The organism is Corynebacterium sp. UMB10321 (assembly GCF_030228725.1).
GTDB lineage: Bacteria > Actinomycetota > Actinomycetes > Mycobacteriales > Mycobacteriaceae > Corynebacterium > Corynebacterium pseudogenitalium.
In genome coordinates, this window is the sequence record NZ_JASOZC010000004.1 from 21,416 (window position 1) to 44,859 (window position 23,444).

The following is a 23,444-nucleotide window of genomic DNA, read 5'->3' on the forward strand; positions in this document are numbered from 1 at the left end:
CCCTAGCTTTTACACGACCTTTGAAGGAGAAACCCATGGCGAGCAACAACACGCAAGCGTCAGAGGCAGTGACCCAGGCCCCTGCGGGTGCGGAAGATGAGCGCCTCATCGCGCGCTTCCTGTACGACGAAGCCGAAATGATGGACAACATGCAGTGGGAAGACTGGCTCGACTGCATGCACGACGACGTCGACTACTGGGCGCCGGTCCGCGAAAACCGTGTGGCCCGTGAGCGTAAGGAAGAGTTCTACCCGAAAGGGACGTCGGTCTACTTCGAGGAATCCAAGGAGTTCCTGCGCCAGCGCGTCGTCCGTCTGCAAACCAACATGGCGTGGGCCGAGGAGCCGCCGTCACGTTCACGCCACATGCTCACCAACCTGCGCATTGACGAGCGTAGCGACGGCGCCTTCGCCGTTCGTTCGAACTTCCTCATCTATCGCTCACGTGGAGAGCGCTACGAGGACACCATCGCAGGTGAGCGCCGCGATGTCATCGTGCGGGCACCGGAATCGCGTTACGGATTCCTGGTGCTCGAACGTGAGATCCGCTTCGATATGGCAACCATCCTCGTCAAGAACTTGTCTCTGTTCTACTAAAGAAAGGAAACGCTCTTGAGTACACAGATTGAAACCACGAACCTCCTGCGCATCGGCGTTGTCGTCTATGATCTCGACGCCAAAATCAAGGATTACTCCCGCATCTACGGCATTACCGACTGGGACATCGCCGAGCACGCGCCAACCGACGCAGTAGCGCACGGTCGACGCCTGGCGACGACCCCGGGCACCTGGCGGAGCGCCGTCGGCACCACCCCTGCCGTCAACGGCGAGAAGGGCCCAGGCGGACGCCCGGCGTCGAGCCTTACCTTCGAGCTCATCGAACCAACCGGCGGCGAGAGCCCCTTCAACGAGTTCCTGCGCACCAAGCGCGAAGGCATCGCGTTCCTGCAGGTCCGCTCCACCGCGGCCAACGACGAGGCGGTCGCGGAGCACTTCAAGGCGCTCGGCTACGACATCGCCTACACAGCAACTGTCGACGGCGCCACGCGCACCTTCTACGACACGCGCGAGAACCTGGGCGGCTTCCTCGTCGAGATGCTTCCGGCAACCGCCGCCGACCCGGCCCAGGTGAGCACCGACACCCGCCCGACTCAACCGGTGCAGGGCATGTACCACTTCGGTGTCCTCGTGCACGACGTCATGGCGGCGCTGCCGCACTACCGCGACGTCTTCGGCATCCAGCGCTACGAGATGAAGACGTGGGAGACCGGCTTCGGCCGCCTGGACAAGCCGTACTACCGTGGCAAGGACGGCGACACCGGCTACTTCACCGCCCAGGGCACCGCCGGTGACTTCGGCTTCGAGATCATCTCCGTCAACCACGGCGACTGCCACTACAACCGCGAATTCTTCGATGAGCGCGGCCCGGGCATCCACCACTACTTCGCGTGGATGACCACGGAGGACTCCGAGTGGGACGAGGTCGTCGCCTCCATGACCGAGGCTGGCCACCCACTGTGCATGGGCTCTAACCTGCGCGGCGGCGCCGCCGAGTTCGGCTACTTCGACACCTTCGACGCGCTCGGCGGCTACCTCATCGAGATCGTCGCGCGCCGCGAGCCACCGAAGCCGGAGTTCGCCGCACCCGACTGGATCGTCGACTTCGAGGAGCTCGTATGATCCGCATCGTTCATCGCGGAGCCACCGACGCTCCAGAAAAGCTTCTTCACGACGTCGCATCCCTCCGCCAGCGCGACGGAATCAAGGAAGCCGAGGCCTATCAAACCCTGGCGGTCGAGGACGAGGACTACGCCGTCGCGATTCTCGCGGCGAACGTGTCCGACTACGCAGAGATCGTCGAGAAGCTGCCGGAACTCCCGAACCTGCACACATTCGTGCAGGACGGCACGACGGAGATCTACGAGCAGTCCAAGTACGTCCTCGCCGACGGCGTGTGGGCCCCAGAAGCGGGCTACGACGCCCGCATCATGTGGCCGGCGCGCGGGCCAGTCAGCATTGTCATCCAGAACGCTTTCGTCGAAAACCCTGAGATGCGCGCGCTGACCGCCCAGGAAATCACCGAGACCCGCCGTGAGCCGGGCTGCCTCTACTACGCGTGGATGGAGAACCTGGAACTGCCCAATCACCTCATGCTGCTTGAGGTGTGGGCGGACCAGACAATCTACGACCATCACTGGTTCGGGCGCATGGCCACGGGCGAGTACCGCGGCAACTCCGGACGCGAGGCCGCCACGCCGCAGCGCGGAGAACTTACCCGCGAGTTCTACCGCCAGCAGCCCTTCGAGTACCACTACGGACGCCTCCTCCCTGAGGCAACCGAAAACTATTCCCACTCCGTTGCGTGGTCCGCGCGCTAGCTGACCACCCCATCCCTTTCAGGAGACCCACATGACTAACATCACCCATGCCCCGCCGGTAGACCTCGCGAAGCATGAGCGCACGCCGAAAGAGCGGCGCCTCGCCCTTGGTTCGTCCTTCCTCGGCTCCACCGTGGAGTACTACGACTTCCTGCTCTACGCAGCCGCAGCTGGCCTGGTGTTCCCGCAGCTCTTCTTCGCGAACATCGACCCGAAGCTGGGCACGATGCTCTCCTTCGTCATCTTGCTCACCGGCTACCTCTCCCGCCCGATTGGTTCGATGGCGTTCGGCCACTTCGGCGACAAGTACGGCCGTAAAAACGTGCTGGTCATCACGCTCATGACGATGGGTCTGGTGTCCATTTCGATCGGTTTGATGCCGTCCTCGCAGATGATTGGGCCGGCCGCTCCGATTCTGCTGGTCATCCTGCGCATCATCCAGGGCATGGCGATCGGCGGCGAATGGGCCGGCGCCACCCTGATGGCCATGGAGAACTCCACCGCCAAGAACAAGGGCTTCGGCGCCTCCGTCGCTATCGCTGGCGGCCCAGCAGGCGCCATCTTGTCGACGCTGGTCCTCGCGATCTTCGCGAAGGCTTCCGGCGACAACTTCGCCAACCCCGAGCAGTACTTCATCACCGACTGGGGCTGGCGCGTTCCGTTCCTGTTCTCCGCAGCCATCGTCATCGTCGGCCTGTTCATGCGCGCCAACGTGAAAGAGTCCCCAGAGTTCGAAGCCGCCCGGCGCGCCGGCAAGGTGCATACCGGTGTGCCGCTGGTCCGCATGCTGAAGGAGGCTCCGCGCGAGCTGGTCCTCGGTGCGCTCGCCGGCACCGCCGCACTGTTCGTGCAAGGTCTGCAGGGCTCGTTTATGGTGCCGTACATCGTGAACGCGACCGCTGAAACTGAAACGCCAGTCGGCCGCTCGACTGCGCTGATGATGGTTACCGTTGGTTCCGCCATCGCGATCTTCGTCATGCCGGGCCTCGCCGCCCTGTCTGACCGCCTCGGACGACGCCGCGTCATGCTGGCCGGTGGTTTGGTCTCCATCATCGGCATCTGGATCGTTTTCAACATGATCGACTCCGGTGACCCAACCAAGATCTGGATCGGCATGGTCCTGCTCGTATGCGTGGTCCAGCCCGCACAGTACGGCCCGATCGGCGCATTCATCTCCGAGAAGTTCGTCCCCGAGCTGCGCTACACCGGCTCCGGTATCACCTACCAGGCGGCGTCCATCCTCGGCGCTGGTACCGCACCGCTGGTCGCGACCCGCTTCGTCTCCCCGGAGACCGGCCTGACCCCGCTGGCCATCATCATCTCGGTCCTCTTCGTGATTTCCTCGCTGGCGATTTACTTCTCCAAGGAAACCGCTCAGAGCATGGGCCACGCGGAGCGCTTCACCAAGACGAATATGTTCAAGGGCTAGGTCAAGGGCTCACACAGCACGAAAAAATACCCCGGAGCTACTCTGGGGTATTTTCTTATTGCCTTAGTCGACCGGCTTCACCAGCCGCCGGGCAACCGGGGTGAACGCCCCCACGATAAACCCGAGAGTCAGCGCCGAGACGATCGTCGCCTCACGGGCAGCTTCAAAATGGCCGACCCACACGACGGAAAGCACCAACGCCAGCAACACACACACGATGTCGAAGACTAGCTTGACCTTGTAGAACGGTTTTCGACGCAGCGTCGCAACGGTAGCGACGAAGCCCTCGCCCGGCAGGAAGACGGCGTTGGCAGTAGCCAGAATCGCCACGCCAAAGCCGAGCACCACCAACCCGACCGCGACGAGCGCAACCTGCGCCGCGTAATTCGTCGATGCCAAAGGGCGGCACACATACATCCACAAGTCCAAGCTCACGCTGCCGACAAGCAGCGCGGGCAGCTGCAGCCAGTACCTGCGCGGGAAGTCCTGGCGCAGCATCACCCACTGCGCCGCAATGAGGAACAGGTTCAGCGCAAACGTCCACCCGCCAAAGCTCAGCCCACCGATCAGCGTCATCGCGTACACCGGTGACGAGACCGGCGGCGTCCCGAGCTGACTGGTCGTCACAAGGGCGGTACCGGCCATCATCACCACAATGGCGAACACTGAATATGCGTAGTCTCTCGGCCGCGCCGAGTGTTTCGAGTCGCTCACTTGCGATACCTCCTTGTTAAGGCTTGTTAAGGACTTGTTAAACACCAGGGACACCCAAACATTCCTGTCTGAGTGCCCCTGAAGTAGTCAGTAGTAATTACTGCACGCGCATGCTTGCAGCCTGCTTGTACGCCTCCCACGCCTTACTTGCCTGGGCGTTGAGCGTTGCCACCGCAACGAACCTGTCCGGGCGGACAAGCACCGTACCAACCGCGCGGGTATCAAAGAAGCCCTTCAGCGCACCCGTGATGTCCGAGACAACCTCGGTGTCCGCCGACGCGTACTCCTTCGCCCACTCGACCTGCGTCGGGCTGACCGCACACACCAGTTTGACGTTCGCCTTTGCCATCTCAGCGAGCTGCTCCGGCGTGAACAGGCAGGCCGGGTCCACGCCCCAGGTCACCACGGCGTGGTTGAGGCCCAAGGCGTCGTCGAGAAGCACCTCGGCGCCGTTGTACTCGACCTTCGGCTGGATGATCTGCAGGCCCACCGGCGACATCTTGTTCACCGCAACGCGCGACGTGACGATGCGCGGGCGATGCGACGGATCATTCGAACGATCCGCAACACCAGGCTTCAACGTCGCCTGATCCACCACCGCGCCACGGCCGTAGCGCGGCACCGGCTTGAACTTCATGTCCGCGAAGTACTCCTTGACACGCGGCGAAAGGTTCATCAGCTTCGCCGCCGTGTCGCGCACGAACGCCACCTTCTTATCCGTCGGCTTAATCACCGTGCCGAACGTCATCGACAAATCGATCATGGCCTTGGCGTGGTCGCGGCGCTCGACATCGTAGGTATCCAGCAACTCCGGGCTGAAGTTGCCCTGCAGCACGCCGGCGAGCTTCCACGACAGGTTCGTCACGTCGCGGATACCCGAGTTGTACCCCTGGCCCATCCACACCGGCATCAAGTGCGCCGCGTCACCGGCAATGAGCACGTTGCCCTTCCGGAACGTCCGCGCCATCCGGCCGTGGTGCGTGAACACGCGGCGGCGGATCACGTCCAGCTTCGTGCCCTCCGGGATGTGCTCCGACAGCAGCTCCTCAATGAAGGCATCCTCGTCGACCTTCTCGGTCGGCTCGTCGTCGAACAGCATGAACTCCCAACGACGCACCCCGCGCGGCAGGCCAATGGACACGTACGGGCGGTTCGGGTCGGCACCGAGGTACACATTCGGGGCGCCCAGCGGATCATTGTTGACGTCAACAACAACCCACCTTGTCGACGGCGACTTCCCCTCAAACTCCGTCCCCATCCACTTCCGAGTAAACGAACGGCCGCCCTCACAACCAACGAGGTACCTCGCGGTGATCTGCTCCTGCTCGCCCGTGCGCTCCTCCCCCTCTTCACCACGCACGACCTCAAAGGTCGCGCGGACGCCACCATCGACCTCCTCGATCTTCACCAGCTCACGACCAAACGTGGTGGTGACGTGCGGGAACCTCGCCAACCCATCGAAGGAAGCCTTATCCGCCAGCGGCTGCAGGAACCCAAACTTACGAGGCCACCCATACGGCTCACCCTGCGGGTTATTCGTCAGGATGACGTTGCCGGCACCATCGACCAAGCGCATGATGTGATGCGGAATCGTGTACGGCCGGAACTCCTCCGCCAGGCCCATCGCCTGGATAGTGCGCATGGACTCGTCGTCGAGGCCCACCCCGCGCGGGTAGTCAATCAGCTGGTCACGCTTCTCCATGACCGCGACCGAAACACCACGGATGCCAAGCAGGTTCGCCAGCGCTAGGCCAACCGGTCCCGTACCGATGACCAGCACATCAACGTCTGCTTTCAACTCTCCCATGGTGTTCGCTCCTTGACTTTCGACAATAGATCCAGCGCAGTGAGTCACCTCACTTTCACATGTGTTTCTAGTTCTAATCACAGGAGCAAGTTGACGCATCTCCAATTCCGTTTTTCGGAACATGTGAGAGTGGGTGCGCGCACCAGATTCCTTAATTTTCTCGGGGTGCTCGACGTTTTAGCAGGTCAGGAGAAGGCCGTGAGGGAATTTGGTGTCATAGCGCCCCGGCTTTGCACCAAATTCCGGGATTTTGGGGAGTCGGGTTTGCAAAAGACCAGGTCACCTAGGGTACGTGAGGGAATTTGGTGCGCAGTCTACTCAGATTTGCTCTCGCGCTTGATCAGCGGCTCCAACTTGTCGCGGAGACGCGCCTTCCAGTCGGCGGCGGCCTCCTCGTAGCCTTCCTCGTGCGGGTGCATGCCGCGGTGGGTGAATTTGACGCGGGTGTCGCCGTCGGGGGCGTCTTCAAGCTCGAAGATGATGTCGGTGTCGTCCCACTCGGGGTCCTCGAGCAGGTTGCCGGTGGGCTCGACGCGCCAGACGAGGCGGTCGCCCTGCTCGGCTTCGGAGACGTAGAGCTCGGCGAATTGGTCGTCGTTTTGGAAGTGGAACTCGCCGCCGGCGGTGTCGGCGGAGCCCTCGATGGTTTCGTCCCACCACTCCTGTGGCCTGGTGATGGCGCGGAAGACTTCGGTGCGGCTCGCCGGGACCTCGAAGGAGGTGGAGAAGTCCTTCACGGCGCGGAATTTGGTGCCGTCGGAGAACTCGTAGTCGGGCATGGCGCCGTCGGGGTCGTAGATGGAGACGTCGAAACCTTGGTCGCGGATCTGCTTGATGCCTTCTTTAATCAGCAGGCGCCCGGCCTTGTTGAAGGAGGTGACGTGGGAGACGTCGAGCACCAGGCGGTTGCCGGCGAGGCGGTATTCGCCGAGGTCGTGGAGGATTTTCTCGGCGGCAGTGAAGTTGATCATGCCCTGGAGCTGCACGACGGTCTTCGCTTCTCGACGATCCACCGTCCGGATCCCTGGCGCCGCGTAGTAGTCGGCGCTCATCAGGTTGAGGCCGAGGGATTCGGAAAGCTCGCGGAAGATCTTCACGCCGCGTACCGAGTTGCCCTGTTTGTCCAGGCGCGGGCTGAGCGACGCGATGCCGAGCTGCCCCGGCATCGTGCCGATGAGGCCACCGGCCACGCCCGACTTGGCGGGGATGCCCACGTTGACCATCCAGCGGCCGGAGCCGTCGTACATGCCGGCGGACGTCATCACGGCCTGTGTCACCCGGCTAGCCGCAGCGGACATGATGCGCTCGCCGGTGATCGGCTGGACGCCGCCGTTGGCCAAGGTGGCGGCCATCACGGCGAGGTCGCGGACGGTGACCAGGATGGAGCACTGCTGCGTATACGAGTTCACGGCGTCGTGGGCCTGGTCCTGCACCATCCCGAACTCCCGTAGCAAGTGCGCGATGGACAGGTTGCGGTGCGCGGTTGCCAGCTCGTCGTCGAGGATGTTTTGGTCGATGCGCAGTTCACGGCCCGCAAGGCGGGAAAAGAACGACCGAATCTTCTCGACGCGGTCTTCGACACTCGAATCCGCCCCGTTGATGAGCTGGTTCACGGCGATGGCGCCCGCATTGATCATGGGGTTTGAGGGCCGGTTGGTGGCGTCGTCAAGAGAAATGGCGTTGAAGGCCTCCCCTGAGGGCTCAACCCCCACAACCTTGTGCACCTCCTGCGCGCCGAGCTCCTCGAGCGCGAGGGCGTACACGAACGGCTTCGAGATCGACTGGATGGAGAACTCGTAGCTGTCGTCGCCGACGGAGTACAGGTGGCCGGACGTGGTGCACACGGCGAGGCCGAGCTTGTCCGGGTCGGCGGTGCGCAGCGACTCGATGTAGTCGGCGAGCTCGCCGGCGTCGTCGTCGCGGACGAGGTCGAGGATCTTATCGAGGTACGCAGGCACTGGGGTTGGCATGCCGACCAGCTTACTTCCCACATAACATCCCACATAACATCCCACATGTGGGATGTTGGGTGGTATGTTGAGTTTATGCAGGTAGAAGAAGTATCGAAGATCGTCGCAGATCTGCGGTTGGTTGGTGAGACCCCGCGAGTTGAGGTGAAATCGAACGTCGGGAAGAGCATTCTGGAGACGCTCTCGGCGTTTGCGAATACGCAGGGCGGAGTCATTTTGATCGGATTGAGCGAGGACGCATCCTTCGCCCCGCTCGATAGGTTCGATGCGCAGCGCGCCCAGGATGCGGTCGCGTCGCGCTGTGACCAGCTCTCACCAGTGCTTCGGCCGCTTGTGACGCCAGTTCCGTTCGAAGGGGCCGTGATTGTAGTCGTCGAGGTGCCCGCCCTTCCCCCGCGCGAGCAGCCCTGCTACGTCAAGGAACGAGGGATGTACAAGGGCAGTTTCACCCGCACCGGGGAAGGCGAGCGACGCCTCGAGCCCTACGAAATTGACCGCCTGCTCGAGGAACGCACCCAACCCACGTGGGATGAAGAACCAGTTGCAGACGCCTCCCCGGACGACCTGGATACCGACCTGCTCACCCCCTACCTCTCCCATCAGAAATCACTGCGGCCGCGCACCTTCAAGCAAGGTGATGTGACCGCAATGCAGCGCCTGCGCATCCTCGACGGTGAGCACCCCACACTCGCTGCGCTTCTCACGATGGGCGAGTACCCACAGCAGTTCTTCCCACGCTTGACCATTACGTTTACTCTCTTGCCAGGCACTGAGATCGGGGAGGTCGCGGAAGGAATTCGGTTCCTGGACAACGCGACGCTCACCGGCACGATTCCCGAAATGGTCGAAGCGGGCGTCGAACTTGTGAAGAAGAACATGCGCACCGCGAGCGTCATCGGCGATGTGTACAGGAAAGACATGCCGGACTACCCGGTGGAGGCAGTACGCGAGGCGCTGGTCAATGCCGTCATGCACCGCGATTACTCCCCTGCCGCGCGTGGGGGCCAGGTCCAGATTATGATGTTCGCCGACCGTCTGGAGATCACGAATCCTGGGGGCCTCTACGGCGGAGTCACCACGGAAAACCTTGGCGACGCCGGGGTCAGCAACTCACGCAACCAGCGGCTTTCTACGTTCCTGGAGGAACTGCGCTTCGACGACGGCGGACCCGTCGCGGAAAACCGTGGCTCCGGAATCGCCGTGATCGAACAAGCGCTTGCCAAAGCGCTCATGCCCCCACCGACGTATGCAAACTCGCTCACGCACTTCACGATCACCTTCCACAAACGCAGAATCATCGCAGCAGAGCGGCACGGGACGGCCATCGACCAAGTGAAAGATCTCCTTGCCACGAAGGAGTCCTGGTCCACGACCGAGCTCGTAACGGAGACGCAGCTGAGCCGAACAGCGGTCCAAAACGCACTCAATCGCCTGGTAGACGCCGGAGAGGCGGAGCGAACAGAGCCTCATAAGAGCCCCCGCCAGCGCTACCGCGCAACATAACATCCCACATAACATCCCACATGTGGGATGTTGGGTGGTATGTAGGGCATCCGATTAAACACGAGTATATTCGTGTTTATGTTCATTGACGAGAAACCGAACCCGAAGCAGGCCTACCTAAGCGACGAGCACGCCGAGATCATCAAGGCAACGCTCCCGCCGGTAGGCGCGAACATCCAGACGATCACGAAGACCTTCTACAACAAGATGTTCACCGCCCACCCCGAGCTCATCTCGGACACGTTCAACCGTGGCAACCAGAAGCAGGGCGCGCAGCAGAAGGCGCTAGCGGCGTCGGTGGCGACGTTCGCCACGCAGCTGGTGGACCCCGAGGCACCGGACCCAGTGATGATGCTGGACCGCATCGCGCACAAGCACGTCTCGCTGGGCATCACGGCAGACCAGTACCAGATCGTGCACGACAACCTGATGGCCGCCATCGTCGAGGTGCTTGGTGACGCCGTCACCCCAGAAGTCGCCGAGGCCTGGGACAAGGTGTACTGGCTGATGGCCGACGTCCTGATCAAGCACGAAGGCAAGCTCTACGAATCGGACGGCGTGGAGGCAGGCGACGTGTTCCGCACCGCCACCGTCACGGAGAAAACCCAGCTCAGCGACACTGTCTACGCCTACACCCTGGAGGGTGACTTCACTGCGCCGCGCCCAGGCCAGTACACGTCGGTCGGCGTGAAGCTGCCGGACGGCGCGCGCCAGCTGCGCCAGTACTCCATCATCGAAGGCGACGCCTCCCACTACCGCATCGCCGTGGAGACCGAGGGCGAAGTGTCCACGTTCCTGCGCGACCACGTCAACGTCGGCGACACCGTCGACGCCACGCTCGCCGCCGGCGACCTGGTACTGCAGCCGGGCTCGAACCCAGTGGTGCTGATCTCCTCCGGCATCGGATCCACGCCGATGACCGGCATCTTGGGGCATCTCGCGGCGGAGGGCTCACCGCGCAAGGTCACGGTCGCACACGCCGACGAGTCACAGCAGTCGTGGGCGCAGGCAGATGAGATGCGGATGCTCGTCGAGAAGCTTGACGACGCCTCCCTGCACCCCTACTTCCGTGCCGAGGGCCAGCGCCTCAACGTCGCTGACCTGGACGTTTCCGGCGCGGATGTGTACCTGTGCGGCGGCGAGGGTTTCCTGCAGTCCATCCGCGACGACCTGGCACAGCTCGACCCGGCGAACGTGTACTTCGAGCTGTTTAGTCCGAACGACTGGCTGATCGGTTAACCAGCCGGGCCCCGCACTGCCCCGGCGCGTCGAACGGCATGAAGTCGAGGTGGTGGGGGCCGATAGTGGCGTCGATAAACCCCTGGTGCAGTGCGCAAATCGTGGCTGCGGGCGGGGTGCCGTCGGCGGCGACGAACGGGCACGCCTGCAGGCCGACCTCCACAGAGGCGTCGCCGTCAGCCTCGCGGACGAGCGGGTCGAAGCCCATCTCGCGCAGGGAGCGCAGCACCGCGGCGGCAAGCTCTTCGAAGTCCTCGGGTGGTTCGCCGAAACGGTCCGCGTTGCGCCGCGCCCACACGCGCCCGAAGTCGCGGGCAGCGTCCAGATCGAAGCCGGCGAGCGACTCAATCAGCGACTCGACGAGCGCGACGTACTCGTGCATCACAGCGTGATGCTGCGGGGTGCGCGCATGGTAGACGTGCGAGGGGCGGCCGCGGGTAGTGCGGCTGGCCACGCGCCAGCCCACCAAACCGCGCTCCGCCAGCTCATCGATGTGGCCACGCACAGTATTGACGTGGATGCCAAGCTCCTTGCTCAGCTCGCTGAGCAAGGCACCCTCCGGGAAGGAATCGAGCGCATCGAGGACCTCACGCTGCTTCGGGCTCAGCTCTGCCGCGCGGCGCATAAGTTCCGCGGTGGGCAGGGGGGCGGCGGCGTCGTCGATAGTCATAGTTCGATCTCACACTGCGACGGGCGACTATACGGCAGCAGCTTGTGCACGATGCCGCCGCTGAGTTCATCCAGGTAGCCGGCGTGCAGGGCGCAGATGACCGAACTTGGCGCGCTGACGCCCACCGTCGTGAACGGGCAAGCGTTGAGGCCAATGTTGCCGGACTGGTTTGGGTAGGAGGGATCGAAGCCGAGGTCCCGCAGGATCGCGATCAAGGCGTTGAGCTGGGACGCACCGGAGGCATCCGACTGCACCTCGCGGCCGTTGTGGGTCTGGCGCGCCCACTGACGGCCGATCTCGCGCGCCTTCTCCGTATCGCCCTCGGTGAGGCACTCCGCCATCGTCCTGACCAGGCCGATGTACTCGCGAGTCACGGTCGAGTGGTGCGGGGTGCGCGTGTGGAAAATGTTGCTCGGGCGGCCGCGTCCCTCGCTCGGAGCCGTGGTGACCTGCACCAAATCCCGCGCCAACAACTCATCCAAATGCCCGCGGATCGTGTTGGGGTGCATCCCCATCTCCTTGGCAAGGTCGCCGACCTGCGCCCCATGCGGGTGCAAAGCTAGGCGATCAAGCACCTCGCGCTGCTTCACGCTCAACTCGGCGGCGCGGTCCATCAGGTCCGTCGTCGGTTGAGGCGGGGTCGCCGAATTCACGTGTCCTCCTTCGGTCAGAGCTCTTTACCAGCTTAAACCGAAATCGCCGATTTTCCCTATTCCAGGCCGTATTTATTGAAAGAACGTGACGAAGAGGTTATTTCGCACTTTCTCGCCATAACACCTGGTACTTCACTATTGGCCACCAACCACGTAGCCAGGTCAGTGTCAATCATGCGGGCGAGGGACAAGATTTGCGCGAATGCCTCCTCAACTGTTCTCCTTCTTTTTTCATTTCGATGCGTTTGTCCACGAAGTGGGACACCATTCAGTAACGGTTCATGATGCGCAACACGGTTTCGAAGTTCATTAATCTCTTGGCACAACTGATGAACCCACACACGAGAAAAAGTTATCGCTCTCGCCTTTTCAGGATGCTCATCCCGCTGACGTGCAGCTTCTCGCCTGCCGCCGGGGAATGCTTTTGCTAGAACTGGCCAGTTCCGCTCATTGTCAACCTTTCTGCGCCAAGGACCTCGGCCGGTATAACCGCCTTTATCAAACAGATTCGTCCAGAAGCCAAACATGCAGTTGGCCACTAGTCTCCCTGGTAAATCCCCACGTTCCGAGTTCAATCTCACGTGAGCAGGCAGACGTTCCCAAGCACTAGCCAAAGCCGTTCGCGACCGGTCGTCCAAAGGCATTTCCTGATACCACTGCACGCCCCATTTCTCGGTCAGAACAGCATGAATAGCCTCACGTAACGCAACTTCGAGGACCGCTAAATCGGCCATAAAGGCCATGGACAAATCGCGATTCCATACATAAAGTTCAAGCGCCTCATCGGCGCAATGATGAGACGTGTGTGATAGAAATGTCGCCATCCGAGCAGGTGAAATAGACCCCCATAACAGGTGGTGGCGCCCTGTAGGCGGCTGCACTGGATACGTCATTGTGCTATTGTAGCCAACGTAGTCCCTCGGATCTGGGTCACAGACATAGACTCTGTGTTCCCCCGAGGGTTTTTCTATGGGTGCCGAGCTTTCCCTATTTCGAACCATATTTATTACGATCGAGACCGTGAATAAAAAAGGGCAGACCTCCGACGGCCTGGCGTGGGCCATCATCGCCGTATTCGTGGCGCTCATGGTGGTGTTCAGCGCGCTGAGCTCGACCGCAGGCGACGATGGCAGCTCGGCGCCAATCGACGCCAGCGGCGCCACCACCCTCGACGTCGACATCCACGGCATGGCCTTCACGCCGAATCGTATCGACGTCCCCTCCGGTACCCGCCTCATCCTCACCATCACCAACTCCGACGACCAACAGCACGACCTCAAGCTGGGTAGCGAGTACACCGGGCGCATCGATCCCGGCGACACCGTCGTCCACGACTTCGGCGTCTTCACCGAGTCCACGCAGGGCTGGTGCACGATCGCCGGCCACAAGGCGATGGGGATGGTGTTCGACGTCGTCGTCGGAGAAGCTAGCCCGAGCACAACACCGAGCGCCGCGCCCAGACCGGTAGTCGCCGCGGATGGGCCTGACGACGGCCTGGTCTACCGTGATCCGGCGCTGCCTCCCGCGCCCGATGTGGCTGTCCACGAGCACACCTGGCACGTTGCCGAAAGCGAGCGCCAGGTTGCGCCCGGCGTCACCCAGCCAGTGTGGACCTTCGACGGAAAAATGCCAGGTCCAGTACTGCGCGGGCGCGTCGGTGACCTGTTCCGCATCACCATCGTCAACGACGGCACAATGGAGCACTCCATCGACTTCCACGCGGGTGAGGTCAACCCCGATACAAATATGGCCCAGATCGCTCCGGGTGAATCGCTCACGTACGAGTTCGAAGCCCGCCGCTACGGGATCTGGATGTATCACTGCGCCACCATGCCGATGAGCCTGCACATCGCCAACGGCATGTTCGGCGCCGTCGTCATCGACCCACCGGACCTCACGCCTGTCGACGCCGAATACGTCCTCCTCTCACACGAGGTCTTCCTCGGCGAGGACGGCGCCGACCCCGAGCGAGTCGCCGCCGGGCTCTACGACCTCACCGCGTTCAACGGCTACCCCAACCAGTACCAGCAGCGGCCGATTCCGGCCCGCGTCGGCGATACCGTCCGGGTGTGGCTCTTCAACGTCGGCCCCGACAACCCACTGAGCTTCCACGTGGTCGGCGAAATCTTCGACACCGTGTTCAAAGAAGGCCAGTACCAGATCCGAAGCGCCACAGATACCGGCTCGCAGGCGCTCGGGCTCCTCGCCGCCCAGGGCGGGTTTGTTGAGATGACCTTCGACGAACCCGGCACCTACACCTTCGTGAACCACCAGATGACCGACGCCGAAAAGGGACAGCGCGGCCAGTTCGTGGTCACGCCCTAGAAGCTCGGCTCAAGCGATCCTGCTCAGGCAATCCCGCCGAAGGACGCCACAATCGCCGCCACCAGCGCCAACGCCAGGGCGGACTGCCCAGCGGGGCGCTCCACGTGGGCGCCCGCCACCGGGGCCTCGCGCTGCCCCCGCAGCACCGCCACTTGGGCCTTCACCGCCCTGCGCAGCAGCGGCAGGTACGCCACCAGTACGGCGAACACGAGCAGGCTCATCACCACCCGCAGCCAGGACTGCTCCGTCAGCAGCCACACCGCCAGCGCGAGGTTGTACAGCACGACCCGGAAGTAGGTACCCCGGGACAGTTCCAGCAGCCCGGCGCGCACCGCCTTCGGCCCGCCGCCCATCGTGGTGGGCAGCAGGTAGCTCATCGTACCGATGAGCAGCGGCGCCACGAAGCCGAGCAGGAGCGCCAGCGTGGGGATCTCCGGGACGGTCCGCACCAGGCCCACGGCGTACCAGAGCATCGCGCCGATCAGCCAGAACATCGCTACGAAGACGGACAGGCCTGGGTAGGTGATGCGGTCGCGTGGGTCGCGCAGGACGTCGATCACGTTGACCACGAAGCCCTGGAAGAGCCACAGCCACGCGCCGACGTAGACGAACGCGCCAACCGCAACCACCTGCGAAATTCCCAGCAGCGCGCCGGTAACCGCGCACGCAATCCCGGCCACCGCGCCCCAAATGGCTGCGCGGGTTCGGTCGCGCATGCCGTTGATCCGCCACATCGTTGGGAACAGCACGCTCAGGCTCGACATCGCGGCCAGGCCCACAAAGCCCGCGACGTTTGCGAACAGGTGCGCCTGGCGGATCTGCTCCTGCCAGGTGCCGGGCAGGCCCATCGACAGCGACGCACCAAAGCACACCCCGACGAGCAGGCAAGTGGCCGACGCCACGTACCCGACCGCGGCGGGCCGGTGCCGCTTCTCCGGGCCGGCATCACGCACCAGCCGGGCGAGCACCACCGCGTGCCACAGCACCGCACCTGCGACCAGCAACCCGCCGGCCCAGGTGACCAGCCAGTGCTGTTCCCACCAGCTGGCCAGGACCTGGCCCACCAGCACCAACACGACGCCGACGTTCAGGACCCAGGTGCGCCGCAATTGGGCCGGGCGCGCCTCCTCGGGAAGGCGCTGCTGCAGGAAACGCTCGGTCAGGTTCACGCTCCACAGCACGATCGAGTTCGCCACGATTCCGAGCGTGAAAATGTGAATCAGCAGCCACGCCGGTTCGGGGAACAGCGTGTGGGTGAGCCCGATCAAGATGAACACCCACATCCAGATGCTCACCGGCTTGGACGCCTTCCGGTGCCAGCTGCGTGCGCTCATTTACGCCGCCACCTTCGCGTCGCCGGACTTCGGGTTATCGCGGAAGCACCACCAGGTCACCGCACCAAAGACCAGGGCCGAGCATGCGATCATCACAAGCACATTGTGGTACGCCCCGGCGTAGGCGGGGGCGGCAAGCGCGTTGGTGGAGGCGTCGTAAATTGCGTCCATGCCGATGGGCTGCAGCTCAGCCGGGAGGTTGCGCACCATCCACATCGGCAGCAACGAGCCAGTCACCGCGACGGTGACAAGGGTGCCGAACTCGTAGGAGACCTCCTCGACGCCCGCCGCCATACCGGAACGGTGCAGGGGCGCGGCGCCGATAATCGCGATGGAGGACACGCTCATCACCGAGCCCGCAGAGAAGCCCATCACGGCCAGCGCCGCAATCTCGATGCCGAGGCTGCCCGCGTCCGAACCCCAGATCAGGGCCGCGGCACCCGCAGCCGCGCCCAGGAAGCCGCCGCCGATCAGCGGCAGGAAGCCAATCTTGTGCAGGTAGGCGCCCCCAAGCGTCGACGCCGGAATCGCGGCCGCCGCCATCGCGATGATGGTGGCCCCGGCGTGGAGGGGGGAGAAGCCGTCGACAAGCTGAAGCTTCTGCGTGGTCATCAGCTCGGCGCCGGCCATGAAGAACATGCCGCCGGCTGCTGCGACGACGCCGCCGGTGAACATGCGGGACTTGAAAATGTCGAAGGTGAGCAGCGGGTCCGCCAGCTTCCCCTGGCGGCGCACGAACAGCACCGCGCCGACGACGCACAGCACCACCGCCACCACGAACAGGGCCCAGCCGGAGTTCGGGTTCACCAATTCTTTGATAGCCATGGTCAGGCCCGACAGCGCGAACAGTGCGTACACCGAGGAAATGAAGTCCCAGTGCTTCGCCGGGTTCGGCATGTTCTCCGGGGCTAACCAGAACGTCAGGGCCAGGGCGATGAGCACGATCGGCACGTTAATGAGGAAGACGGAGCCCCACCAGAACGCCTCCAGCAGCGCGCCGCCGACCAGCGGGCCCAGCGCCGCACCCACCACGGCCACCGACCCCCAAATGCCGATCGCGGTGTTGCGCTCCCGCTCGTCCGAAAACGTCAAACGGATCAGCGCGAGCGTTGCCGGCATCATCACCGCAGCACCCATGCCGAGCAGCCCGCGCGCACCCACGAGCAGCCACGCCGACGGCGCAAACGCCGCCGCCAGCGACGCCACCCCGAACACCACCAGCCCAACAATGAACATCAGGCGATGCCCCAGCTTGTCCCCCAGCGTGCCCGTGCCCAGCAGCAGCCCCGCCAGCACTAGCGGGTAGGCGTTAATAATCCACAAGCCCTGGGTCGGGGTGGTGTGCAGCTGCTCGTTGAGCTCCGGCAACGCCGTATACAGAATTGAATTGTCCAGCCCGATCATCAGCAGACCGAGCGAAATCACTGCAAAGAAGGTCCAACGTTGACCCGGCGTCGAATCAGTCATAGGGACAAACTACACTCTAGGAAAACTAATCGACGCCTCTCCCCCCTCCACCGAAACATCCACACGCCCGCCGACCGGGAACGTCAACAACGGGTTCGTGTGTCCAAACGATGCGTTCGCCACCACCGGCTTCCCCCTCAACTCAGGTATCGACGCCACCATCTCCTCCACCATCACCCTCGTGACACGGCTCGCGGTCTGGAAACGCCCAATCACCAAACCCTCAATCCCGTGACCATCCGGGGCCTGCAACAACGACACCAGCTCACGCCGGAAATCCATCACGGTGTACTTCCCCGTCACCTCCGCAAACAACACCGCATCGTTCAGGGACGGCATAAACTCCGTGCCCGACAACAACCCCAACGTGCCCAAATTCGACCCAAGCGCAATCCCCTCCGCGCGGCCCTCCTGGATCACCCACCAGCCATCATCCGGCTCCTGCACACGACCGTCCTGGTTAATAAACCAGTCATCGTCCGTGTACCAGTCCCCCGGCTGCCACACGATCGGCCCATCAGTAAACGCCGCCTGCACAAACGCATCACGCGTCACCTCGCCGAAATCACGCATCCCCAACGTCGACCAATGCGGACCCACGTACACCACCTGGCCCGTCTTCGCATACACCGCATTCGCCAACGCCGACACATCCGAATTCCCACACAGGAACTTCGGATGCTCCGCAATCACATCAAAATCCAGGTGAGGCAGAATCTCGTTACTGGTAAAGCCGCCAATCACGCTCATGATGCCGTCGACGGATGGGTCGGAGTAGGCGTCGATAAGATCCTCAGCCCGCAACTTGCCCGGCGCGGACCAAAACATGTCCGACACCCGCACATTCGCCCCAAAACTCACCGACAAGCCAAGCTGCTCCAGGCGCCGCGTGGCCAACTCAGCCACAAAACGACCCGCCGGCCCCTGCTCCACATACGCCAACGAACGCGCCGGAGCCACCACACGCACATGATCGCCCACCGACAACGGGCGAGGATACAACGCCATTAGTACAAATACACCGACGCATTATTACCGCCCTGGCACCGGGCTCCCCCACCCGCCGGCCAGCACGACATCGTGTACGTCTGCCCCGTCACCGGGCTATACACGCTCAACGACCCCGGGAACTCACCAGTGGCCGCAGCCCGCTCATTAAACACAGCCAACACATTACCCGCGAACTCCGACGACGTATTCCCGGTCTCCGCCGTCGCGTTCGAGAACCCCGCGCTCGACCCCATCGGCTCACGCCGGTTCACATTAGGCTTGTTGCCCTGGTTGTTCTGGCTGCCGTTGTTGCCGGCTTCCGGCGCGACCGTCTCAATCTCCGTCACGATCACCGGATCCTGCTGCTCCCCATTCGACCCATCGGAACGCACGAACAAAAACGCCACCGCGCCAGCCAGTGCCAACAACACCAGCGTCCCCAACACCGACAACGCCACAATCAAGCCCGTATTGCTCTTCTGCTGTGGCTGATACGGGGGCTGCGGCTGATACGGCTGCTGGTAGTACGGCTGCTGGTACTGCTGTTGCTGCTGGGTCGCCCACTCGTTGGTGCCAGGGTGGGTGTCGTCGGGCTGGTACGGGTTCGTCATGAGGGGCTTCCTTCAGGGATATGCAACATTACTGCAGCTCACCTTACTAGGTGCGCGCTGCTCATATGGGGCGTGGACGCTCCATCTGGAACTTTGCACCACATTCCGGGTCGGCATTTTCGCGACCTGGGGAAACGCCGCTCGGGTTGCTCGAAAACGGGGATTGTGGTGCACAGGAAACTCACAGGAGTGCCAAATCTGACCCTTCTTAACATCTAGCACTTTTCTGACCTGGCACTTTAAACGGCCGGACCAAATTGGGTTGCGTCTTTTGGCACTGGCGCCTCCGGCGCCGTACCCCTCTCCTCGCCCACTTTCGAACTTGGTCCATCGCGGCAACTCATGCTCTAGCGGTTGATGGTTCAATTCCGCAACCATCCATCGCACCCTGACAACACTGGAAAAGAAGCTAACCTGTACGTGAACAAGTTCAACAATGTCTAGAAGAGGCATTGCTACCCACAGAGAAAGTACCGCCCTTCGGGTGCCTATGACACGAATTGGAACCCTAAATGACACTCAGCGAAATCACTCTGACTAGAACCTACTTCCTTGCCAAAGAGGAGGATCTTCCTCGGTGCTATCAGCGCTATCTTGAACGAGTGGAGCGCGTAAAGCAGTTCACAACCGTCTATCTGGTTGCTGATGTGGAGTTTTACGAGGTTAACCCAATCGTGAAAGAAAACTTGCTCCATGATCTCCAGGCTCAGAGTGATGAACCGGTTAACGAGGATGAATGGAATATGTATAGCTATTCCACCGCACTAGGGACGATCGATGAGCCTATTGAGCCCGGGGCAGCCGTGTCACGTTTGTGGGAGGACATGCTTTTGACCGACGACGAGGAGTGGCCTCGGTCTTTTATCAGCACTGTTAATTTCTCGTCTCTTATGTCACGGCCGAAGTAACGAACTGGAGGCCGTTGGGTGCGGGTAGTGAAATACTTCTCGAAGCGAGCAGCCCCGAGCATCGTCGCTAATGTTATCCTTTTCCACAGAGCGTCGATGTAGATTGACGCACCATACCCCACAACCCCGGGTCAAGTGCCTGGGGTTGTTGTTATTTTCACCTACTCGCGGGCCTTTGCACCAGATTCCGGGTTTGCATTTTCGCGACCTGGGGAAACGCCGCTCGGGTTGCTCGAAAACGGGGATTGTGGTGCACAGGAAACTCGCAGGAGTGCCAAATCTGACATCGTTTAACATCTAGCACTTTTCTGAACTGGCACTTTAAATGACCGGACCAAATCGGGTTGCGTCTTTTGGCACTCGCATCCCTTTGCAAGAACCCAAACACAAAAAGAACCGGCCCTCCCGAAAGAGAGCCGGTCCGGTTGTGCCCGGGGGGGGACTTGAACCCCCACGTTCTTGCGAACACTGGCACCTGAAGCCAGCGCGTCTGCCAATTCCGCCACCCGGGCGGGCACTGGAACAATATAACACCCTTACATAGAGAAGTGCCAAATCCGCATGTCATGGGACGTAAAGGTGTTTCACGCTAGGTTGTGTCGGAATGCGCACCTATACTAACGGGGTTAAAGAAGACGATGAGTAATCGGTAAGAAAGGAGGTGCATGCGGATGGGAGTCATGGATCGATTGGCAAAGCTGGACAGTTCGTTGCAGCGTGGCCTGGATAATTCGATGGCGGCGCTGTTTGGCGGCAAGGTGGTTCCGGCTGAGATCGAGGAGCTGCTGAAGCAGGAGGCGCAGGACTCTGTTGTGGTGACTGACCATGATGAGTTTGTGGTGCCGAATGTGTTCGCGGTGGGTGTTTCTTCGAAGGATTTGGAGAACTTGTCGCAGGAGCGTGACCTGCCGGTGCACCTCGCGGAACAACTGACGCGGTATGTGCGCAACCAGGGCTGGTTCTTTGATGGGCCGGCGGTTGTGCGGATCGCGGAGGAGTCAGGGCTGCGTACGGGCCAGTTGCGGGTCAGTTCTTATATTGATCCGCAGCCGGAGGTCGCGAGTGGGTTTGATGCCATTGTGGCGGAGCCTACGAAGCGGTCGAAGGGCGGTCGGCACCGTCATGCGGCAAACCGGGATCAGGAGGATCACATGCATGAGCCAAATACGATGACGCCGGTTGAGGGCGGCGAAGCGACTGTGAGCCTGCTGTTGCAGGACGGGTCGTCGCGCACTTACTTGGTGCATGAGGGCTCGAATATTTTGGGCCGTTCGAATGATGCGGATTTCCGCCTGCCGGACACGGGTGTGTCGAGGCAGCATGCGGAGATTACGTGGGATGGCCAGGTTGCGGTGTTGGTCGATTTGCAGTCGACGAACGGCACGACGGTCAATGATGAGCCGGTGGAGAACTGGATGCTTGCCGACGGTGACGTGATCACCCTCGGGCACTCCCACATTGAGGTGCGCATCGTGGAGCCGAGGGCATCGACCCCGGCGACGCCGGACCCGGAGGAGGGCGCGCCGCGCTACACGGATGCGGCGTCGCACCCGCAGACAGAATTTTTCCAGGCCTAACAAGCCCTGACCTGAAGGAGCTCCTTTGTTGGATTCCGCGGTGATCCTGAGCGCACGCTTTGGCCTGCTCGCACTGCTCTGGCTGTTCATTCTGCTGGTGTTGTGGGTGCAGCGGAAGAATGTGCGTGAGGTGGGTGGAGCTGGGCGTCGACAAGTGAAGCAGGCGGGGAAACCGCTGCAGTCGCGTGAGAAGGTCCGGCAGATTGCGGTCGTTGAGGGGCCGCTGCAGGGCTCTCACATGGAGATTGCGAGTGTGGAGCATGTGACGCTGGGCCGCTCGCCGGATAATGATTTCCAGCTTGGGGATGACTTTGCGTCCTCGCGGCACGCGCGACTGTTCCGCCGTGGCAGTGACTGGTTCATTGAGGACCTAGACTCCCGCAACGGCACCTTTGTGCAGGGTATGCGCATTGACCAGCCGGAGCGGGTGTCGGTGGGGACGAATATCAAGATGGGGCGCACGATTGTGAGGTTGATGCCATGACGCTGCGGTTGAATTATGTGGCGGCATCGGACAAGGGTCTGGTGCGTGGAAACAATGAGGATTCCGCCTACGCGGGCCCGCATCTGCTGCTGTTGGCGGACGGGATGGGTGGCCACGCGGCGGGCGAGGTTGCGTCGCAGTTGATGGTCAGCCACATGGAGCACCTCGACCGGGATCCGGAGGACGCTGACATGTTGGCGTTGCTCGGGGCGGCTGCGGATGATGCGAACGCGACGATTGAGCGTTCGGTGGCGCAGCACCCGGAGCAGGAGGGCATGGGCACGACGCTGACGGCGTTGATGTTCAACGGCGCGGAGTTCGGCCTCATTCACGTGGGCGATTCCCGCGGGTATTTGCTTCGCGACGGCCAGCTTCGCCAGATCACCGAGGACGATACGTTCGTGCAGTCCCTGGTCAACGAGGGGAAGCTGGACCCGGAGGACGTGTCGAGTCACCCGCAGAAGTCGTTGATTTTGAAGGCGTACACGGGCAACCCGGTGGAGCCGCACCTGGAGATGGTTCAGGTCCGCGCGGGGGATCGGGTGCTGTTGTGCTCGGATGGCTTGTCGGATCCGGTGACGGCGTCGACGATTGGGGAGGCGCTCGCGCAGGGCACCCCGTCGGTGGCGGCGCAACGGCTGATTGAGTTGGCGCTGCGTTCGGGTGGGCCGGACAACATCACGGTAGTCATCGCTGATGTGGTGGAGGTCAAAGACGGCGAGGAGCACCCCGACTTGCCGACGGCCCCCGCGATGGCGGGCGCGTTGGCGCCGGAGTTCGAGTCGACGCACCCGGACTCTTCCGCTTCGAGGGCGGCGGCATTGATGCGCAAGTCGGAGACGATTCCGCCGAACCATAATCGTGAGGGCGGCCGTGATGGGTCGCAGCCCGGCGCGGGTGACGCGTCGGCGGATGAGGAGGATGACCAGCGGTTTCGCCGCAAGGTGAATATTTGGCCGTGGGTGCTCTCCGCGTTGGTGATTGTGCTGATGTTGTCGCTGGCGGCGGTGTTGTGGACGAACGATAGGCTCAACGACCGCTATTTTTTAGGCACCGACGGCAACGACGGCCACTTCGCGATTGAGCGGGCCGTCGGGACGTCGTTGTTTTCGGAGCCGCGCCGCGAGGTGATTCAGCGGGCGTGCATTAATGAGCAGAACAAGTTGCAGATTGTGTCGTCGAACTCGGTGCCGCAGGACTGCGTGATCTTCGGTATCAATGACCTGCCGGAGAGCCAGCTGAACACGGTGGAGAACTTCAAGGGCGGCACGTATGACGATGTGCTGGGGATTCTGAACCGGTTGGCTGGTGAGGCGTTGCCGGTGTGCGTCGATAATGATGCGGCGAAGGACGCCCCGCAGGGCGCGTGCCGGGAGGTGAAGTAGC

General features: G+C 62.4%; 21 protein-coding genes, 1 tRNA gene and 1 pseudogene. 11 read left to right on the forward strand and 12 right to left on the reverse strand.

Annotation, left to right across the window (positions count from 1 at the left end):
- The first annotated feature begins 35 nt into the window (after positions 1–35).
- From QP752_RS05470 to QP752_RS05485, 4 genes are read left to right on the forward strand one after another with little or no spacing between them, the layout of a single operon-like run.
- Complete coding sequence (locus QP752_RS05470; protein WP_256001448.1) at positions 36–596, forward strand: aromatic-ring-hydroxylating dioxygenase subunit beta; 561 nt, start codon at positions 36–38, stop codon at positions 594–596.
- Between the two features lie 15 nt (positions 597–611).
- Positions 612–1,679 carry a VOC family protein gene (locus QP752_RS05475; protein ID WP_284804772.1) on the forward strand — a complete coding sequence of 356 codons (1,068 nt, stop codon included), beginning with the start codon at positions 612–614 and terminating at the stop codon, positions 1,677–1,679.
- Positions 1,676–2,377, forward strand: coding sequence for a putative quinol monooxygenase (locus QP752_RS05480; protein WP_070363328.1), 702 nt, complete (start codon positions 1,676–1,678; stop codon positions 2,375–2,377). Before QP752_RS05475 ends, QP752_RS05480 begins: the two co-directional genes overlap by 4 nt.
- A gap of 31 nt (positions 2,378–2,408) precedes the next feature.
- Positions 2,409–3,806, forward strand: a complete 1,398-nt coding sequence (locus tag QP752_RS05485; RefSeq protein WP_070363329.1) for an MFS transporter — start codon at positions 2,409–2,411, stop codon at positions 3,804–3,806.
- 63 nt (positions 3,807–3,869) lie between these two features.
- On the opposite strand, the gene QP752_RS05490 is transcribed toward QP752_RS05485, so the two are convergent.
- The 4 genes and pseudogenes from QP752_RS05490 to QP752_RS05505 all read right to left on the reverse strand — a co-directional run.
- On the reverse strand, positions 3,870–4,520 hold the full coding sequence (locus tag QP752_RS05490; protein ID WP_284804774.1) for a DUF6198 family protein: 651 nt from the start codon (positions 4,518–4,520) through the stop codon (positions 3,870–3,872).
- 97 nt (positions 4,521–4,617) lie between these two features.
- Positions 4,618–6,327 (reverse strand): bifunctional 3-(3-hydroxy-phenyl)propionate/3-hydroxycinnamic acid hydroxylase, encoded by a 1,710-nt coding sequence (locus QP752_RS05495; protein ID WP_284804776.1) that lies wholly within the window; start codon positions 6,325–6,327, stop codon positions 4,618–4,620.
- Between the two features lie 314 nt (positions 6,328–6,641).
- Entirely contained in the window at positions 6,642–7,064 is a 423-nt protein-coding gene (locus QP752_RS05500; RefSeq protein ID WP_255366105.1) for an SRPBCC domain-containing protein, read from the reverse strand.
- Positions 7,056–8,297: pseudogene (locus QP752_RS05505) on the reverse strand (glutaminase); the annotation flags it as partial. The gene QP752_RS05500 and the pseudogene QP752_RS05505, both read right to left, overlap by 9 nt.
- Positions 8,298–8,372: 75 nt before the next feature.
- On the opposite strand from QP752_RS05505, the gene QP752_RS05510 reads away from it, so the two are divergent.
- Positions 8,373–9,800, forward strand: coding sequence for an ATP-binding protein (locus QP752_RS05510; protein WP_284804778.1), 1,428 nt, complete (start codon positions 8,373–8,375; stop codon positions 9,798–9,800).
- Positions 9,801–9,878: 78 nt separating this feature from the next.
- Positions 9,879–11,039, forward strand: coding sequence for a globin domain-containing protein (locus QP752_RS05515; protein ID WP_070479037.1), 1,161 nt, complete (start codon positions 9,879–9,881; stop codon positions 11,037–11,039).
- Here QP752_RS05515 and QP752_RS05520 read toward each other — a convergent pair.
- Genes QP752_RS05520 through QP752_RS05530 form a run of 3 tightly spaced genes read right to left on the reverse strand, consistent with a single transcriptional unit; the run spans position 11,011 to position 13,255 of the window.
- Complete coding sequence (locus QP752_RS05520) at positions 11,011–11,709, reverse strand: metalloregulator ArsR/SmtB family transcription factor (protein ID WP_284804781.1); 699 nt, start codon at positions 11,707–11,709, stop codon at positions 11,011–11,013. The genes QP752_RS05515 and QP752_RS05520 overlap by 29 nt on opposite strands.
- Positions 11,706–12,362, reverse strand: coding sequence for a metalloregulator ArsR/SmtB family transcription factor (locus QP752_RS05525; RefSeq protein WP_083290936.1), 657 nt, complete (start codon positions 12,360–12,362; stop codon positions 11,706–11,708). Before QP752_RS05525 ends, QP752_RS05520 begins: the two co-directional genes overlap by 4 nt.
- Before the next feature lie 56 nt (positions 12,363–12,418).
- A complete protein-coding gene (locus tag QP752_RS05530) occupies positions 12,419–13,255 on the reverse strand; it encodes a hypothetical protein (protein ID WP_141742254.1) in 837 nt (278 codons plus the stop codon).
- Positions 13,256–13,382: 127 nt separating this feature from the next.
- Here QP752_RS05530 and QP752_RS05535 point away from each other — a divergent pair, with 127 nt between their 5' ends.
- Complete coding sequence (locus tag QP752_RS05535; protein ID WP_284804782.1) at positions 13,383–14,687, forward strand: multicopper oxidase domain-containing protein; 1,305 nt, start codon at positions 13,383–13,385, stop codon at positions 14,685–14,687.
- Between the two features lie 23 nt (positions 14,688–14,710).
- Here QP752_RS05535 and QP752_RS05540 read toward each other — a convergent pair whose 3' ends face one another.
- Genes QP752_RS05540 through QP752_RS05555 form a run of 4 tightly spaced genes read right to left on the reverse strand, consistent with a single transcriptional unit; the run spans position 14,711 to position 19,089 of the window.
- Positions 14,711–16,021 carry a copper oxidase gene (locus QP752_RS05540; protein ID WP_284804785.1) on the reverse strand — a complete coding sequence of 437 codons (1,311 nt, stop codon included), beginning with the start codon at positions 16,019–16,021 and terminating at the stop codon, positions 14,711–14,713.
- Positions 16,022–17,488, reverse strand: a complete 1,467-nt coding sequence (locus QP752_RS05545; protein ID WP_284804787.1) for an MFS transporter — start codon at positions 17,486–17,488, stop codon at positions 16,022–16,024. It abuts the gene before it with no gap.
- 9 nt (positions 17,489–17,497) lie between these two features.
- Positions 17,498–18,496 carry a S66 peptidase family protein gene (locus tag QP752_RS05550; RefSeq protein WP_284804788.1) on the reverse strand — a complete coding sequence of 333 codons (999 nt, stop codon included), beginning with the start codon at positions 18,494–18,496 and terminating at the stop codon, positions 17,498–17,500.
- Positions 18,496–19,089: a hypothetical protein gene (locus QP752_RS05555; protein ID WP_256008379.1), complete on the reverse strand. Its 594-nt coding sequence runs from the start codon at positions 19,087–19,089 to the stop codon at positions 18,496–18,498. Before QP752_RS05555 ends, QP752_RS05550 begins: the two co-directional genes overlap by 1 nt.
- Before the next feature lie 512 nt (positions 19,090–19,601).
- On the opposite strand from QP752_RS05555, the gene QP752_RS05560 reads away from it, so the two are divergent.
- On the forward strand, positions 19,602–19,997 hold the full coding sequence (locus tag QP752_RS05560; protein ID WP_070975491.1) for a hypothetical protein: 396 nt from the start codon (positions 19,602–19,604) through the stop codon (positions 19,995–19,997).
- Between the two features lie 428 nt (positions 19,998–20,425).
- Here the strand turns inward: QP752_RS05560 and QP752_RS05565 are convergent.
- Positions 20,426–20,509: transfer RNA gene (locus QP752_RS05565), tRNA-Leu, on the reverse strand.
- A gap of 159 nt (positions 20,510–20,668) precedes the next feature.
- Between QP752_RS05565 and QP752_RS05570 the strand changes: the two genes are divergently transcribed.
- Genes QP752_RS05570 through QP752_RS05580 form a run of 3 tightly spaced genes read left to right on the forward strand, consistent with a single transcriptional unit; the run spans position 20,669 to position 23,443 of the window.
- The gene (locus QP752_RS05570) at positions 20,669–21,574 is read left to right on the forward strand and encodes a DUF3662 and FHA domain-containing protein (protein ID WP_070479048.1); all 906 of its coding nucleotides are present in this window, start codon (positions 20,669–20,671) and stop codon (positions 21,572–21,574) included.
- 28 nt (positions 21,575–21,602) lie between these two features.
- Positions 21,603–22,058, forward strand: a complete 456-nt coding sequence (locus QP752_RS05575) for an FHA domain-containing protein (protein ID WP_070975488.1) — start codon at positions 21,603–21,605, stop codon at positions 22,056–22,058.
- Entirely contained in the window at positions 22,055–23,443 is a 1,389-nt protein-coding gene (locus QP752_RS05580; RefSeq protein ID WP_070975487.1) for a PP2C family serine/threonine-protein phosphatase, read from the forward strand. The genes QP752_RS05575 and QP752_RS05580 overlap by 4 nt, the downstream gene beginning before the upstream one ends.
- The last annotated feature ends 1 nt before the right edge of the window (position 23,444 follow it).